Here is a 14677-nt window from a genome sequence, read left to right on the forward strand (position 1 = left end):
CTCGGTCTCGTCTCCCCCGACCGCACGCCTGGCCGGGGCCGGCGCTACTCGGCCCGTGACATCGAACTGCTGCGTACGGTCCAGCAGTTGTCGCATACATGACGGAAGCGGGCCAGGCCTTCGTCCGTGAGCCGTACGAGGGAAGCCCGGCCGTCGGCCGGGTCCGGTTCGCGGGCGACCAGGCCGAGTTCCTCCAGGGCACGCAACTGACGGCTCATGGTCGCCTTGCCGACGCCGAAGTAGCCGGCCAGTTCCGTGGCCCGCTGTGCGCCGGCCTCCTCCAGCCGTACGAGCAGTCCGTACGCGGCGGGTTCCAGCTCCGGGTGCACCTCGCGCGCCATTTCCCCGGAGGAAGCCCTCGCGCGGCGCAGAAACACGGACAACTCCCGCTCCAGGGCGAGGAATTCCTGGTCCCCACCACTTCTTCCCCCGGGGCCCGTTCCCCTCGCCGTACCGCCTCCGTGCACGTCAGCACCCCTCGCACGCTTTTCCGGTCCTGAAAGCTGTTTCCGGCGGCCGGTATTGCCGCTGCTCCCCCAAGTATTTCGCAGGCACAACCGCACGGCGGCGACCGGTCCCCCGTCCTTGGAGGGTCCGTGTGCGACTGTCTACGACCTCTTCAGGGCCCTCGCGGGCGGCTGAGCCGTCGGCACACGCCCCTGGGCCGCCCGCCCCGCCGAGCCGGTCGTCACGACCAGTGCGCGGGGCGGGTCAGCCCGTCAGGGAGCCGGGTGGCCGCGTCGCCCCTGGCGGCGTTGAGCTGAGGCTGGGTGAGGAAGATGCAGCCGGTCAGATCCGCGCCGGACAGATCAGCGTCCCTGAGATCGGCTCCGATGAGGTCGGCCAGTCGCAGATCCGCGCCCCTCAGATCGGCCGCGATCAAGTAGGCGCCGCGCAGGCTGACACCCCGCAGATCCGCGTTCCTGAGCGCGGCCCCCATCAGATCGGCACCCCTGCGGTCCTTCTTCTTGCGCCGGACCGCCGCGCGGACGAGTTCGCTGGTCCGCAGCAGCAGGGTATTGACCTCCTGGCGGTGCGCGGCGACGTCCAGCTTCCGCAGGGCGTCGGGCGCGAGGCGGGTCAGCTCCGTAACGTTCTCGCGCTGCCGGCGCAGATCCGCGTGCACTTCGCGTGCGGCCGGCAGCGTCAGTGCCTCCTCGACGTACCAGAGCAGTTCGTGGAGCTGCCGTACGACGGGGAAGACCGCGAACATCTCGTCGGCCGTTTCCGGTGCCTGCCGCCAGTCCCGGCCGCCGAAGGTGACCTGCGAGACCTGCTGTCCGGCGCCGAAGCAGTCGTAGACGGTGCAGCCCTGGAAGCCGCTCTCGCGGAGGCGGGTGTGGATGCCGCAGCCGAAGTCGGTGCGCAGATTGGCGCAGGGTTTCCCGGCGTCCTTGTTCACGGCGAAGTCGGCGGAGACGGCGAAGGGCAGTGCGACGCAGCACAGCCCGAAGCATTTCGAGCAGTCGGCCTGCAGAGCGGTCATCCGTCCATTGTGCGGGACACGTGGGCACCGCTCGGGCCCGGGCGGTGGGTCACCGGACGCTGTGCCCACAGCGTCCGGTGCACCACCGCCGGGCCCGTCACCGGCGCTGAGGCGGCGATTGCGGCCCGTCGACCGCGGGCGCTCAGGCCGCGGCCGTCACCGGCACGTCCGCCGGGGCGAGCGCGATCTCCAGCACCTGCCGGACGTCCGTCACCGGGTGGACCTCCAGCTTGTCGAGGATCTCGGCCGGGACGTCGTCCAGGTCCGCCTCGTTCCGCTTCGGGATCACGACGGTGGAGATGCCCGCCCGGTGTGCCGTGAGCAGCTTCTGCTTCACGCCGCCGATGGGCAGCACCCGACCGGTCAGCGACACCTCGCCGGTCATCGCCACGTCCGTGCGCACCAGGCGCCCGGAGAGCAGCGACGCGAGCGCCGTCGTCATGGTGACGCCCGCGCTCGGGCCGTCCTTGGGCACCGCGCCTGCCGGGAAGTGGATGTGCACGCCCCGGTCCTTGAGGTCGGCGACCGGCAGCTCCAGTTCCGCGCCGTGCGAGCGCAGGAAGCTCAGCGCGATCTGCGCGGACTCCTTCATGACGTCGCCGAGCTGACCGGTCAGGGTCAGTCCGGCCGCACCCGTCTCCGGGTCGGCGAGCGACGCCTCCACGAACAGGACGTCACCGCCGGCACCGGTCACGGCCAGGCCGGTGGCCACGCTGGGCACCGCGGTGCGGCGCTCGGCCGGGTCCTGCGCGGACTCCGGCACGTGGTGCGGCCGGCCGATGAGACCGCGCAGTTCCTCGTGCGTGATCGTGAACGGCAGCTCGCGGTCGCCCAGTTCGTGCTGGGCCGCGACCTTCCTGAGCAGCCGGGCGATGGCCCGCTCCAGATTCCGTACGCCCGCTTCGCGGGTGTACTCGCCCGCCAGCTTGCGCAGCGCCGAGTCGTCCAGGGTCACCTCGCCGGGTTCCAGACCGCCCCGCTCGAGCTGGCGGGGCACGAGGTGGTCCCGGGCGATGACGATCTTCTCGTCCTCGGTGTAGCCGTCGAGCCGCACCAGTTCCATGCGGTCGAGCAGCGCCTCGGGGATGGCCTCCAGGACGTTGGCGGTGGCCAGGAAGACGACGTCGCTGAGGTCGAGTTCGACCTCCAGGTAGTGGTCGCGGAAGGTGTGGTTCTGCGCGGGGTCGAGGACCTCGAGCAGGGCCGCGGCGGGGTCGCCGCGGAAGTCGGAACCGACCTTGTCGATCTCGTCGAGCAGGACGACCGGGTTCATGGAACCGGCCTCCTTGATCGCGCGGACGATCCGTCCGGGCAACGCGCCGACGTAGGTACGCCGGTGGCCGCGGATCTCGGCCTCGTCCCGCACGCCGCCGAGCGCGACGCGCACGAACGTGCGCCCCATCGCGTGGGCGACGGACTCGCCGAGCGAGGTCTTGCCCACCCCGGGCGGGCCGACGAGCGCGAGCACCGCGCCCCCGCGCCGCCCGCCGACCACGCCCAGGCCCCGGTCGGCGCGCCGCTTGCGCACTGCCAGGTATTCGGTGATCCGTTCCTTCACGTCCTGCAGCCCCGCGTGCTCCGCGTCCAGCACGGCCTTGGCACCCTGGATGTCGTACGCGTCCTCGGTCCGCTCGTTCCAGGGCAGCTCGAGAACGGTGTCCAGCCAGGTGCGGATCCAGGAGCTCTCGGGGCTCTGGTCGGAGGCCCGCTCCAGCTTCTCCACCTCTTTGAGCGCGGCCTCCCGAACCTTCTCCGGCAGGTCGGCGGCCTCGACACGGGCCCGGTAGTCGTCGGACTCGTCCTCGCCCTCCTGGCCGTTCAGCTCGCGCAGCTCCTTGCGCACGGCGTCGAGCTGACGCCGCAGCAGGAACTCGCGCTGCTGCTTGTCGACGCCCTCCTGGACGTCCTTGGCGATGGACTCGGCGACGTCCTGTTCCGCGAGATGGTCGCGGAGCTGCTCTGTGGCGAGCTTGAGGCGGGCGACCGGGTCGGTGGTCTCCAGGAGCTCGATCTTCTGGGCGGTGGTCAGGAACGGCGAGTAGCCGGCGTTGTCGGCGAGCTGGGAGATGCCGTCGATCTGCTGCACCCGGTCGACGACCTGCCAGGCCCCGCGCTTCTTCAGCCAGTCGGTGGCCAGCGCCTTGTACTCCTTGACCAGCTCGGTCACCGAGCCGGGCACGGGGTCGGGGACGGTCTCCTCGACCACGCTTCCCTCGACCCACAGAGCGGCCCCGGGCCCGGTCGTCCCGGCGCCGATACGGACGCGGCCCACGCCGCGGATCAGTGCGCCCGGGTCGCCGTCGGACAGCCGGCCGACCTGCTCGACGGTGCCGAGCACACCCGTCGCGGCGTAGGTGCCGTCGACGCGGGGGACGAGCAGCACCTTCGGCTTGCTGCCGTTTCCGGAGGGACGGACGGCAGCCTGTGCGGCCTCCACCGCGGCCCGTACATCGGTGTCGGACAGGTCGAGCGGAACGACCATGCCGGGCAGCACGACCTCGTCGTCGAGCGGCAGCACGGGCAGTGTGAGGTTCGCCTTGGAATCGGCAGCCATGATCTCCCCTTAGGCAGTCAAGTTGAGCTGTACCGACTCAATGCAAGTGAGCCTTGGAATGTTCCCTGCCGCCTGTTCGCTGTGAGCGATCATCCCCTGCACGGTGTCCTGTAGCGCTTGACCCTGCAAAGGTCAGCTTGATCCTGCATGTGATCTCGCACAGGTCAGCGTGACCTTGCAACAAGGGCCAGCGTTAGCTGGCCGTGGTGCATGCGTTGAAGGTGCTGTCGGGCGGGTCCGCCGGGCCACCAATCGAGGGGTTCGAGGTCGCGTACGCCGACCGGGACGGGTCGGAGTTCCGCCTGCCGCTGGTGGACGCCTGGGCCGTACGGTTCGAGGACGTCGCTCCGGTACGCGCGTTCAAGTCGTACAAGGGACAGCGTCATCTGCCGGGCCTGTGGTGGTCGGCGACGGCCGGTGGGCACGTTGGGTACGAGTCCTGGCTGGAACGCGATCACGTGATGCTTCTGGACTTCGACCCGTCGGTGGTGGGGATCTCCTCGCAGCCGTTCTGGCTGTTCTGGCGGTCGGAGGCGGGCAAGGCCGTCTCGCACGCACCGGACTACTTCGCCCGCCGGGATGACGGCACGGCGGTGGTGGTCGACTGCCGTCCGGCGGATCGCCGCAAGCCTCGGGACGTGGTGAAGTTCGAGGCGACGCGGAGGGCCTGCACTCAGGTGGGCTGGGAGTTCCGGCTGGTGGGGGCGCCGGATGTCATCGTGGTGCGCAATGTGCGCTGGCTGGCCGGTTACCGCCATCCCCGGCACCGGCTGGAGCCGGTCGCCTCCGAGTTGCTGGCGGCGTTCGCCGAGCCGCGGCCGCTGCTGGACGGGGCGGCTTCGGTGGGGGATGAGATCGCGGTGCTGCCGGTGCTGTTCCATCTGCTGTGGACACACGAGCTGGCCGTGGACGTGTCCGTTCCTCTGCACACGGAAGCTGCGGTGTCCGCAGGGGTGACCGGTGGCTGCTGAGCGCGGGGCGGTGCTGCGGCCCGGTGACTGGATCACCTACGGCGACGGGGACCACCAGGTGGTGGCGCTCGCCGGTACGTCGGTGCGGCTGCGGTCGCAGTCCGGGGCGGAATCGGTGGTGCTGGCCTCGCACCTGATGGCGGCGCCGGACTTCTCCGTCACCGGCACGGAGCCGTTGCCCGCGCTGGAGCCGTCCGGGCTGCTGACGGCGCTTCCAGAGGCGGTGCTGGCGGCGGCGAAGGAGTGGGAACGGCACATTGCCGAAGTCAACACGGGGCTGCCCGCCGGCTCCGGGCCTGGCACGTCTCCTCGGCCGGAGTACGACCCGGCGGTGCACCCGCTGAGCGAGCGGACCCGGGCGAAGGCGGTCGAGCTGGGGGTGGGCCTGCGCACGGTGAACGAGAAGCGGGCCCGTTATGCCCGGCAGGGGCTCTGGGGCCTGGTCGATCAGCGTCTGGTGCGGGTATCGGAGCCGACCGGGCGGGCGGATGCCCGCCTGGTGGCGGCGATCCGGGAGGTTGTGGACGCGGAGACGTCTGGCTCGACGGGGACCCGCTCACGGCTGATCCGCCGGGTGGTGAAGCTGGTGGAGGCCACCCACGGCGAGGGGGTGGTTCCGCTGCCGAGCAAGAACACCTTCTACAAGCTGATCGACGCGCTGTCGGCCGGGCGGCATACGTTCGGTTCGGCGGTCACGCGGCGGCAGACCGCGAACCGGCCGCAGGGTCCGTTCACCCAGACGTTCGCGGACCGGCCCGGTGAACAGGTGCAGATCGACTCCACCCCGCTGGACGTGATGGTGGTGCTCGATTCGGGGCTGACGGCCCGCGCGGATCTGACGATCGCGGTCGACGTCGCGACCCGCACGATCTGCGCCGCGGTGCTGCGGCCGGTTGGCACGAAGGCGGTCGACGCCTCGCTGCTGCTGGCCCGGATGCTGGTGCCCGAGCCGATGCGGCCCGGCTGGCCTGCCTCGCTTCGGATGGCGGCCTCACGGATGCCGCACCTGCGGCTGCTGGACGTGGACGCGCGGATGGAACAGGCCGCGGCGAAACCGGTGATCGTGCCGGACACCGTCGTCATCGACGGCGGGAAGGTGTTCATCTCCGACACGTTCCTGCGGGCCTGCGAACGACTCGGTGTCTCGGTGCAGCGGGCGCGTCCGCGCACGCCCACCGACAAGGCGATCGTGGAGACTACGTTCGCCTCGATCAACACGCTGTTCACCCAACACCTGGCCGGCTACACCGGCCGGGACGTCTCCCGCCGCGGCGAACGGGTCGAGGACCGGGCCGTCTGGACGGTCCCGGAGCTTCAGGACCTGCTGGATGAATGGCTGCTGGCCGGGTGGCAGGCCAGGCCCCACAGCGCCCTGCGCGACCCGTTCCGCCCGAAGAGGGCGATGTCGCCGAACGACAAATACGCCTCCCTGGTGGCGGCCTGCGGCTATCTGCCGCTCGTGCTGCGCGGCGAGGACTACCTGGAACTGCTGCCGACGGCCTGGCGGGCGATCAACGACTACGGCATCCAGATCAGTTACCGCACCTACGACAGCCCCGACCTGGGGCCGCATCGGCGCGAGCACTCCGGGATCACCGCCAAGCGCGGTCTGTGGGAAGTGCACTACGACCCCTACGACCTGTCCCAGGTGTTCGTCCGCACACCGGGCGGCTGGGTCACCGCGCCCTGGACACAGTGGCCGCTGGTGAACGCGCCGTTCGCGGACTTCACCTGGCAACACGCACGCCGCCTGGCGGCCGAGGCCGGACTGGACGACACCAACGAGGCGGCCGTCGCCCGCGTCCTGGACGGCCTGCTCACCCGCGCCGAACACGGCCCGGACACCCGGTCGGCCAAGGTGGCCGCCCGCACCCGCACCGCCCGCACCGTCCCCGCACCCGCCGCGGCACCCGAGACCGACAACGACACCGCGTCCCAGCCAGAGCCCCAGTCGCCTGCGGCGATGGCGGAGTTCGGAATCTTCGACGCCCACGCAGAAGCCGAAAGGTGGCTATGAACACGCCCTCCCTGCCCGCCCCGGACACGGCGGCGGAGGTTCCGCCGGACAACCCGCTGACCACCAAGGAGGGCTGGCGCCATTTCGTCGGCCACGAGCCGGTCCCGCCCCGGCTGCTGACGGCCGCCGAGCAGGCAGCGCTGAGCCCGCGGGAACGGATGCGCGAGGACGAACGACGCCGCGAGTATCACGCCGACCTGCCGATGGTGAACACCCCGGTCATCCGCAAGGTGACGGCCACCTCCAGGCTGTTGATCCAGCTCAACCGCAACCAGATCTCCGCCCGCCGCGGCGTGATCCTCTCCGGCGCCTCCGGCACCGGGAAGACGACCGCCCTGACCCAACTCGGCCGCGCCCACGAACTGGCCGTCCGCAGGCGGCACCCACGCGATGCGAACCGGCTCCCGGTCGTCTACGTCACCGTCCCTCCGGCGGCCACCCCGAAGATGCTCGCGATGGAGTTCGCCCGCTTCTTCGGGCTGACCTTCCCCTCCCGGGCCAACATCACCGACATCGTCGACGCCGTCTGCGCCACCGCCGCACACGTCCACGTCGACCTGGTGCTCGTCGACGAAATCCACAACCTGACCCTCACCACCCGCTCCGGAGCCGAAGCCTCCGACCAGCTCAAGTACTTCGCCGAACGGCTGCCCGCGACCTTCGCCTACGCGGGCATCGACATCGAGTCCAAGGGCCTGTTCGCCGGCACCCGGGGACGGCAGATCGCCGGACGCTTCGTCGTCATCTCCGCCGCCCCGTTCGCGCACGCCACCGCCGAGGACCAGGACGCCTGGCGGGCCCTGGTGGGCACCCTGGAATCCACACTCCGGCTGCACCACCACGCCCTCGGCACGCTGGCCGGGCTGAGCGAGTACCTCTTCCACCGCACCAGCGGCATGATCGGCAGTCTCTCCCAGCTCATCCGCGGCGCCGCCGTCCTGGCCATCGAGGACGAAAGCGAGCGCATCACCGAGGACCTCCTGGAGGCCGTTCCTGTCGACTACGCAGCCGAGCAGTCCGAGCAGCGCACCGCCCCCGCCAGACCCGCGAGGAAGCGGAGGCGCGTGGCCTAATGCACATCCGCCGACTGCCCGATCCCGTTCCGCCCGCACAGCACGAGATCCCTGCCTCCTACATCAGCCGCCTGGCCACCCTCCACGGCCTCGACATCAACGACCTCTGGACACAGGTCACCGAACGCGAGAAGTCCGGCGGCATGCGCCGCGTCGTCGTCCCCGAACGCCTCGCCGCGCTTACCGGCCGCACCGTCCACGCCCTCGCCGGAGCCCTGCCCGAACTACGCACACCACGGCCCGACTGGACGATGTTCCGGCACCAACCACAGACCGGCTGCCACCGCTGCGACGCCCGGCACCCCGGCGGCAAAGTGACCCGGCTCCTACCCCACCACCGCTACGTCTGCCTGCGCCACCGCACCTGGATCGGCCCGCCCGACATCGACCACCCCGCCGTCGACCTCACCCAACTGCCCGAAATCGTCGACGCCCAGCGCAAACACCTGCGCATCCTCAGCCGCTACGGCTGGACCGCCACCTACGACGCCGTGCTCAGCGGCCTCATGCTCTGCGCACACATCTGGTCCGTCGACGGCTACCCGGTCCCATTCGGCACCTGGGACACCTGGGACGACCGCATCGGCCTCCTCATCCCGTTCGACCGGGACAAGCAGGACTACACCAACTACAGCACCTCGCGAATGTTCGCAGCGGTCTATCCCGAGGCCGTTGCCCTGGCACCCCTGATCGCCTCACCCCACTGGCGGCAGCTGGCCGACGGCACCAAAGCCGAACAAGCCCGCTTCTTCACAGAGATCAGCAACCGCGTCACCTACCCCTACAACCCACCCGACCGCAAGGGCGACGCCATCGCGCACTGGTCCCTCGCCGACTCCTGGCGCCCGCCCAGCCAACCCCTGACGACCTACACACCCGGCCGCATGCACGGCAAGCTCCCCGGCCTCGCAGCGAACCGGCTCGCCCGCCACGAAAAAGGCGCGATGTGGTTCAGCCGCACCCGCAAGGACCAGGGCCGCACACTCCTCTTCCACAGCCACCTCAAACCGGTCCTCCTGCGAGACCGCGAACACCAATACGAGAAGTGGGAAGGAACCATCTGGCACAGCACACGCACCGACGAACTCATGCGCAAGGAGGTCGCGGAAATGCGCCGAGCTTCCGAAGCCAAGACCCCTCGCCTGCCACAGCAGCGGACGGAAAATGCAGAGTCAACCTGCGCAGAACCACACCCTGCCGACCAACCCGTTCCTGCATCCCCCAGCTAGGCACCGACCCGGGATGCAACAACGAACGGGACGGGACACACGGGCTGTGACCAGGCACGTTTCCGGCCGGATACCGAATCGGGGCGGACTCCGTGACAACGTGGCCCCATGACCGGGGATTCCCTGCGTCGGCGGATCGCGCGGTGCTGAGCATGCTCGTCGAGGACCTGGGCCCATGGCTGGCCGTGGAGTACACGGCGGTGCACGGCGAGAAGGCGCCCCGCCCCTGACCCGCCGCCCCGCGACCCGCCCGCCCCGTGACTCGCGTCACCACGAAATACGGTCGCCGACGGACATCGGGCAGGTGTGTAATAACCAATTAAGCCTTTGGTCTATTACTTCCCGTCCCGAGGAGCCCCGGATGTCCTTCGAGTCCACCGCCGAGATCGTTGATGCCTGGGTCCACGGCTGGGTCGTCTCACGCGGCTCCGCGGACCCGGTGCCCAGGCCCTGGGGCTTCACCGTCGACGTCGGCCAGGTCAAGCACGCCACCCGCCACGTCCTGACCGCGGACGACGAGGCGACCGTACGCAAGGTCGCCGCTGAGGTGGCCGCGCCGACCGTCTGGCTGAAGGTCTTCACCGACCCCGGCTCCGTCCTCGACTGGGTGGGCCCCGACTGGTCGGTCGACGAACCGGGCTGGCTGATGTCCGCCGAGCTGCGCCGCACCGAAACGGCCGTGCCCGACGGCTACACCCTCAAGACATGGACGCGCGGCGGTGTCGTCCGGGCCCTCGTGGTGGCCGCCGACGGCTCCTTCGCGGCCCGCGCCCAGATCGCACCGACCGGGCGCACGGCCGTCGTCGACCAGGTCGAGACGGCGCCGGAGCACCGCCGCAAGGGCCTCGGCCGGCTGGTGATGCACACCCTCCACAACGCCGCGATCGAACAGGGCGCCACAGTGGGCGTACTGGGCGGGACACCCGACGGCCGGGCCCTCTACGAGTCCCTGGGCTGGCGCGTCCACGCGCCGCTGGTGAGCCTGTTCCACAGCTCGGCAGCCCGCTGAACACGCCGCCGGATCACGGCCGGAGAATCGCCGTGTCGCCCGGCCCGCAACGGCCGTCACGGCAGCCAGTGGGCACGGCCGTGAACCGACGGCCGTGCCATGAGCGATAGAGGAGGCGTGAGACTGATGCGCCCCTCGGGGGGAGAACGTGACGACGCAGCGCTGCTGCGAGCGGTCGCGCGCGGGGACACCGAAGCGCTCGGCGTGCTGCACGACCGGCACGCCGGCTGGCTGCACATGCGTCTGACCCGCCGCTGCAACGACCCGGAGACCGTACGGGAAGTGCTCCAGGACACCTTTGTAACCGTCTGGCGTTCGGCCGCGTCCCACCGGGGCGGCGAAGCGGGCGGCTGGCTGTGGGTGATCGCCGCCCGCCGCCTGGTCGACGCGCAGCGCGCGCGGGCCAGGCAGGAGCGGGTGTTCCACGAGCCGGCCGGAACGGCGCCCTCTGCCGAGGACCGTGTCCTCGCGGGCCTGGAGTACGGCGACGTGGGCTCGGCCCTTGACCGCATCGCACCGGAACTGCGCGAGGTCCTGCGGGCCACCGTCGTCGACGGCCTGACCACACGTGAGACCGCGCACCTGCTCGGCATACCCGAGGGCACGGTCAAGACCCGGGCACTACGGGCTCGCCGCGAACTGCGTACCGCACTCGGCCGACTGCCGCTGGGGGGCACCGCATGAACACATGGCATGTGAGCGACGAACTGGCCGCCCGGTACGCCACGGGTTCGGCTCCCGAACCCGACGCCTGGTCGCTGGAGAAGCACGTCGAGTCGTGCACCGCATGCGCCTCCCGCGTCTCCGCCGTGGTGGGCGCGGGGGACGCGGGAGCGCTGCTGGCGGAGCTGCGATCCGAGCTCCTGGCGACGGCTGCGTCCACCCCCGTCCGCCGGCCGCTGCGCTCCCGCCTGCGGGGTGCAGCGGAGACCGGGCGCTTCACCGCAGGACGGCGGGCCGGCCCGCCGCTCACCGCACGAAGGGGCGGCTCGCCGTTCACCGCAGGACGGGTCGGCCCGCCGCGCGCCGCGGAACGGATCGGCCGGGCACGGGCCGTCCTCCGCCTGGCCTGGAGCGTGGGGCCCGGGCTGCACCGCGCCTGGGCCGTCGCACTGCTGCTCGTCGGGGCCGCGGCGTTCGGACTCGGCAGGGGTGCCGGGTTCGAGGGCGCCCGCCCGCTGTTGCTGCTCGTCTCGCCGCTGCTGCCGCTCGCCGGGGTCGGTCTGTCGTACGGGCGGCACTCCGATCCGATGTACGAGATCGCCGTGTCGACCCCCTCCGGCGGGCTGCGCCTGCTGCTGGCACGCACGGCAGCCGTGCTCGCGACAGGCGTGCCCGCGCTCACCGCGATCGGCGCGCTGTTGCCGCCCGGCGCCGGCGGGCCGGGTGCGGCGGCGTGGCTGCTGCCCGGGCTGGCCCTGACCCTCGCGGCGCTGGCGCTCGGTTCCTACGTCGGCTGCCGGAAGGCGGCAGCGGCTCTGGCGGCCGGCTGGCTGGGCGTGGTCGTGGTCCCCGTCCTGGGGGCGATGCCCTCGGAGATGGCCGACCGTCTCGCGCACATCGCGGGCGGACCGGCCGCTCAGGGCGGCTGGGGATTCGCGGCAGTGCTGTGCGCAGGGCTCCTGGCGCTGCGCCGTTACTCGTTCGACCACTTGGAGAAGATGTGAGCACCAGGGGCGGCACGGCAGCGGTCACCGGCCTGACGGTCCGGCACCGCAGGACGGTGGCACTGGACGCCGTCGACGTCTGCTTCGGGACCGGGGTGCACGGTCTGCTGGGCCCCAACGGGGCAGGCAAGACCTCGCTGATCCGGGTCCTGGCGACCGTCGCCGCACCGGCGAACGGCCGGGTGGAGCTGCTGGGCCGCGACGTGTCGGCACACACCGAGCGTGCGGAGGTGCGGCGCAGACTGGGCTATCTGCCGCAGGAGTTCGGCTTCTACCCGGGCTTTACGGTGCGCGAGTTCGTCGCCTATGTCGCGTGGCTGAAGGAGATGCCGGCGCCGGACGTCCCGGGCGCGGTGGAGCGGGCGGTGGAACGGGTCGGACTCGGGGAGCGCATCGACGCGAAGGTGAAGACCCTGTCGGGCGGCATGGTGCGGCGGGTCGGTATCGCGCAGGCGATCGTGAACGAGCCGGAGCTGCTGCTGCTCGACGAGCCGACCGCCGGTCTCGATCCGGAGCAGCGCGTCGAATTCAGAGCACTGCTCCGGGAATTGGGCACCGATTCCACCGTGATCGTCTCCACCCACCTGGTGGAGGACGTGGCGGCGGCCTGCTCCGAGGTGACCCTGATCGAGTCCGGTCGGCTCGCCTTCCGCGGCACCACCGCGGAATTGACCGCGCTCGGCGAGGGCTTCGCCGACGAGGGGCACGGGGCCAACCCGATCGAGCGCGGATACACCGCCGCGCTGCGCACCCACCGCGCCCGCCCCGCCAAGGTGCGCCGGTGACCGCCACGGCCGCGACACCGGCCGCCCCGGTGCGCCCCGCAACGGTGCGCCCCGCCCCGCACCCGTTCCGCAGTGAGCTGCTGCGCGGTTCCGCACCGTGGGCAGGCGTCGCCGTCACCGTCACGCTCGCGATCGCCCTCGCCGGCAAGGCCGCTCAGTGGCAGGGAAGTTGGGGCGAGACGCAGGCACTGCTGCACACCGCGACGGCACTGCTGGGCGGTCCGCTCGCGGCGGCCACGGGCTGCTGGCAGGGCGGGAGGGAGCGGCGGCGGCGTACGGACGGCCTGCGCGCCTCGGCCGCACGCGGCGAGCTCGCCCAGTTCCTGACGGCATCGCTGCCGACGGCGCTGTGGGTCGTCGCGGGCCAGTTGCTGGCGACGGCCGGGGCGCTGGTGGCCACCTGGCCGTACACCTCCGCGGGCCGCCCCTTCCTCTCGCCCGTGCTCGTGGACGCCGCCCTGCTGGTGGCCATGACGCTCCTGGGTCATGTCGTCGGACGACTGGTGGCATGGCGGGCCGCCGCACCGGCGCTGGCCGTGTGCTGCTACATCCTGCTCGCCGCTCCGTCCTACACCATGAGCGGAGCTCGCCATCTCAGCCCGGCGTCGGCCGACTTCACGGGCGAAATGGTCGCTGTGTGGTGGCAGCCCGTCGCCGCGACCGCATGGACGGGCGGTCTGGCGGCGGCCGCAGTGCTGGCGCACACCGCCCGCCGCCGGTTCGCGGCACTGGTGCCGCTGACCGCCGCGGCCCTCGCGGCCGTCCTCATCACGCAGGCGGGAGACGACATGTGGCGCGACCATCCCCTCTCGCACCGGCAGGTGTGCGACACCTCCGAACGGCCCCACATCTGCGTGAACGCCCTGCACGCCGGGCTGCTCCCCGAGGTCGACAGCGCCCTCGGCGATTTCCACGGGCGCCTTCAAGGAGTCGAGAACCTCCCGGTCCGCTTCGAGGACCTGCGCGCCGACTCGAAGCACGGAGACGCCGAGCTCCCCACCCTGACTCCGCTCGGCTGGAGCGTCGTCCGGGGCAGACTCACCGACCCCGAGTCCTACGCGTGGCAGGCGGCCGCGGCGATCACCGCCATCCATGACCCCTGCGGCGCACGCGGCGAGGACGCACGAGCCCTCCGTGTCGACATGGCGGTCACGGACTGGCTCGGCCGCGGTGCCGGCCGGCCCACCGACGACCAGGACGCCTCGCAGGCGCTCCGCGACGCCGCCGACCGCGCGGCACGCGCCCGCCTGGACGCCGTGCCGGACGACGAGCGCCGCGACTGGCTGTCCCGCTATTTCGCGACCGTTCACAGCTGCGACCCGAAGGACGTGCCGGCCCTGTGACCGCCCGCACCGCACCCGCGCGCCCGGCCCCCCGCCTCGCCGGCCCGCTGCTGCTCGCCCGCTCACGCGCCGTCCCGCTCACACTGGCCGCTCTGGGCGTCGTCACCGTGCTCGCCGTCTGGTCGGCGTACGGCCTGGACGCCCACCTCGATCCCGGCCGGCTCGTGCCGGTCGTCGCGCTCGCCCCGCTGATGGCCGCCGCGGTGATCGGCACCGGACTCCATTCGTCCATGGACGAGTTGGAGTGCACCGCGGTGCGTCCCTGGTGGCCCCGGCGCCTGGCGCAGTCGGCCGGCCTCACGGCGCTCGCCGTGGCGCTGCTCGCGCTCGCGGTGCTCGCCTACGAGGGCCGGTTCGGCGCCCCCGCCATGGTGCGCAACACTCTCGGCGCCGTCGGCATCACGGTGGCCGCTGCCGCCGTGGTCGGCGCACGGCTGAGCTGGCTTCCCGCATTCGTGTACCTCAGCGCCGTCTATCTGGGCGCGCCCCGGGCGCACGGCGGTGCGGCACAGATCTGGGCCTGGCCGATGCAGCCGGGCGGCC

At 71.8% G+C, this 14677-nt stretch carries 12 protein-coding genes and 3 pseudogenes; 12 read left to right on the top strand and 3 right to left on the bottom strand.

Annotated elements, in window-relative coordinates; translation table 11 throughout:
• Positions 1–93, top strand: a pseudogene (locus tag ABZ070_RS28115) (MerR family transcriptional regulator); the annotation flags it as partial.
• Positions 94–101: 8 nt separating this feature from the next.
• On the opposite strand, the pseudogene ABZ070_RS28120 reads toward ABZ070_RS28115, so the two are convergent.
• The 3 genes and pseudogenes from ABZ070_RS28120 to lon form a co-directional block, all read right to left on the bottom strand.
• Positions 102–467, bottom strand: a pseudogene (locus ABZ070_RS28120) (MarR family transcriptional regulator); the annotation flags it as partial.
• A gap of 221 nt (positions 468–688) precedes the next feature.
• Positions 689–1486 (bottom strand): pentapeptide repeat-containing protein, encoded by a 798-nt coding sequence (locus ABZ070_RS28125; protein WP_356638133.1) that lies wholly within the window; start codon positions 1484–1486, stop codon positions 689–691.
• A gap of 142 nt (positions 1487–1628) precedes the next feature.
• The gene (gene lon / locus ABZ070_RS28130; RefSeq protein ID WP_356638134.1) at positions 1629–4040 is read right to left on the bottom strand and encodes an endopeptidase La; all 2412 of its coding nucleotides are present in this window, start codon (positions 4038–4040) and stop codon (positions 1629–1631) included.
• Between the two features lie 203 nt (positions 4041–4243).
• Between lon and ABZ070_RS28135 the strand changes: the two genes are divergently transcribed.
• The 11 genes and pseudogenes from ABZ070_RS28135 to ABZ070_RS28185 all read left to right on the top strand — a co-directional run.
• The gene (locus ABZ070_RS28135; RefSeq protein ID WP_356638135.1) at positions 4244–5011 is read left to right on the top strand and encodes a TnsA-like heteromeric transposase endonuclease subunit; all 768 of its coding nucleotides are present in this window, start codon (positions 4244–4246) and stop codon (positions 5009–5011) included.
• A complete protein-coding gene (locus ABZ070_RS28140; protein WP_356638136.1) occupies positions 5001–7028 on the top strand; it encodes a Mu transposase C-terminal domain-containing protein in 2028 nt (675 codons plus the stop codon). The genes ABZ070_RS28135 and ABZ070_RS28140 overlap by 11 nt, the downstream gene beginning before the upstream one ends.
• The gene (locus ABZ070_RS28145) at positions 7025–8101 is read left to right on the top strand and encodes an ATP-binding protein (RefSeq protein ID WP_356638137.1); all 1077 of its coding nucleotides are present in this window, start codon (positions 7025–7027) and stop codon (positions 8099–8101) included. The genes ABZ070_RS28140 and ABZ070_RS28145 overlap by 4 nt, the downstream gene beginning before the upstream one ends.
• A complete protein-coding gene (locus ABZ070_RS28150; RefSeq protein ID WP_356638138.1) occupies positions 8101–9330 on the top strand; it encodes a hypothetical protein in 1230 nt (409 codons plus the stop codon). Before ABZ070_RS28145 ends, ABZ070_RS28150 begins: the two co-directional genes overlap by 1 nt.
• 134 nt (positions 9331–9464) lie before the next feature.
• Positions 9465–9560, top strand: a pseudogene (locus ABZ070_RS28155) (nucleotidyltransferase); the annotation flags it as partial.
• 131 nt (positions 9561–9691) lie between these two features.
• Positions 9692–10339 (top strand): GNAT family N-acetyltransferase, encoded by a 648-nt coding sequence (locus ABZ070_RS28160; protein WP_356638139.1) that lies wholly within the window; start codon positions 9692–9694, stop codon positions 10337–10339.
• Between the two features lie 126 nt (positions 10340–10465).
• On the top strand, positions 10466–11023 hold the full coding sequence (locus tag ABZ070_RS28165) for an RNA polymerase sigma factor (RefSeq protein WP_356638144.1): 558 nt from the start codon (positions 10466–10468) through the stop codon (positions 11021–11023).
• Complete coding sequence (locus ABZ070_RS28170) at positions 11020–12006, top strand: zf-HC2 domain-containing protein (RefSeq protein WP_356638140.1); 987 nt, start codon at positions 11020–11022, stop codon at positions 12004–12006. The genes ABZ070_RS28165 and ABZ070_RS28170 overlap by 4 nt, the downstream gene beginning before the upstream one ends.
• A complete protein-coding gene (locus ABZ070_RS28175) occupies positions 12003–12791 on the top strand; it encodes an ABC transporter ATP-binding protein (RefSeq protein ID WP_356638141.1) in 789 nt (262 codons plus the stop codon). Before ABZ070_RS28170 ends, ABZ070_RS28175 begins: the two co-directional genes overlap by 4 nt.
• On the top strand, positions 12788–14134 hold the full coding sequence (locus tag ABZ070_RS28180; RefSeq protein ID WP_356638142.1) for a hypothetical protein: 1347 nt from the start codon (positions 12788–12790) through the stop codon (positions 14132–14134). The genes ABZ070_RS28175 and ABZ070_RS28180 overlap by 4 nt, the downstream gene beginning before the upstream one ends.
• A partial coding sequence (locus ABZ070_RS28185) for a hypothetical protein (RefSeq protein ID WP_356638143.1) occupies positions 14131–14677 on the top strand: 547 nt, incomplete at its 3' end. The genes ABZ070_RS28180 and ABZ070_RS28185, both read left to right, overlap by 4 nt.

Origin of the sequence: Streptomyces sp. NPDC006283 (genome assembly GCF_040613325.1) — a bacterium.
Lineage (GTDB): Bacteria > Actinomycetota > Actinomycetes > Streptomycetales > Streptomycetaceae > Streptomyces.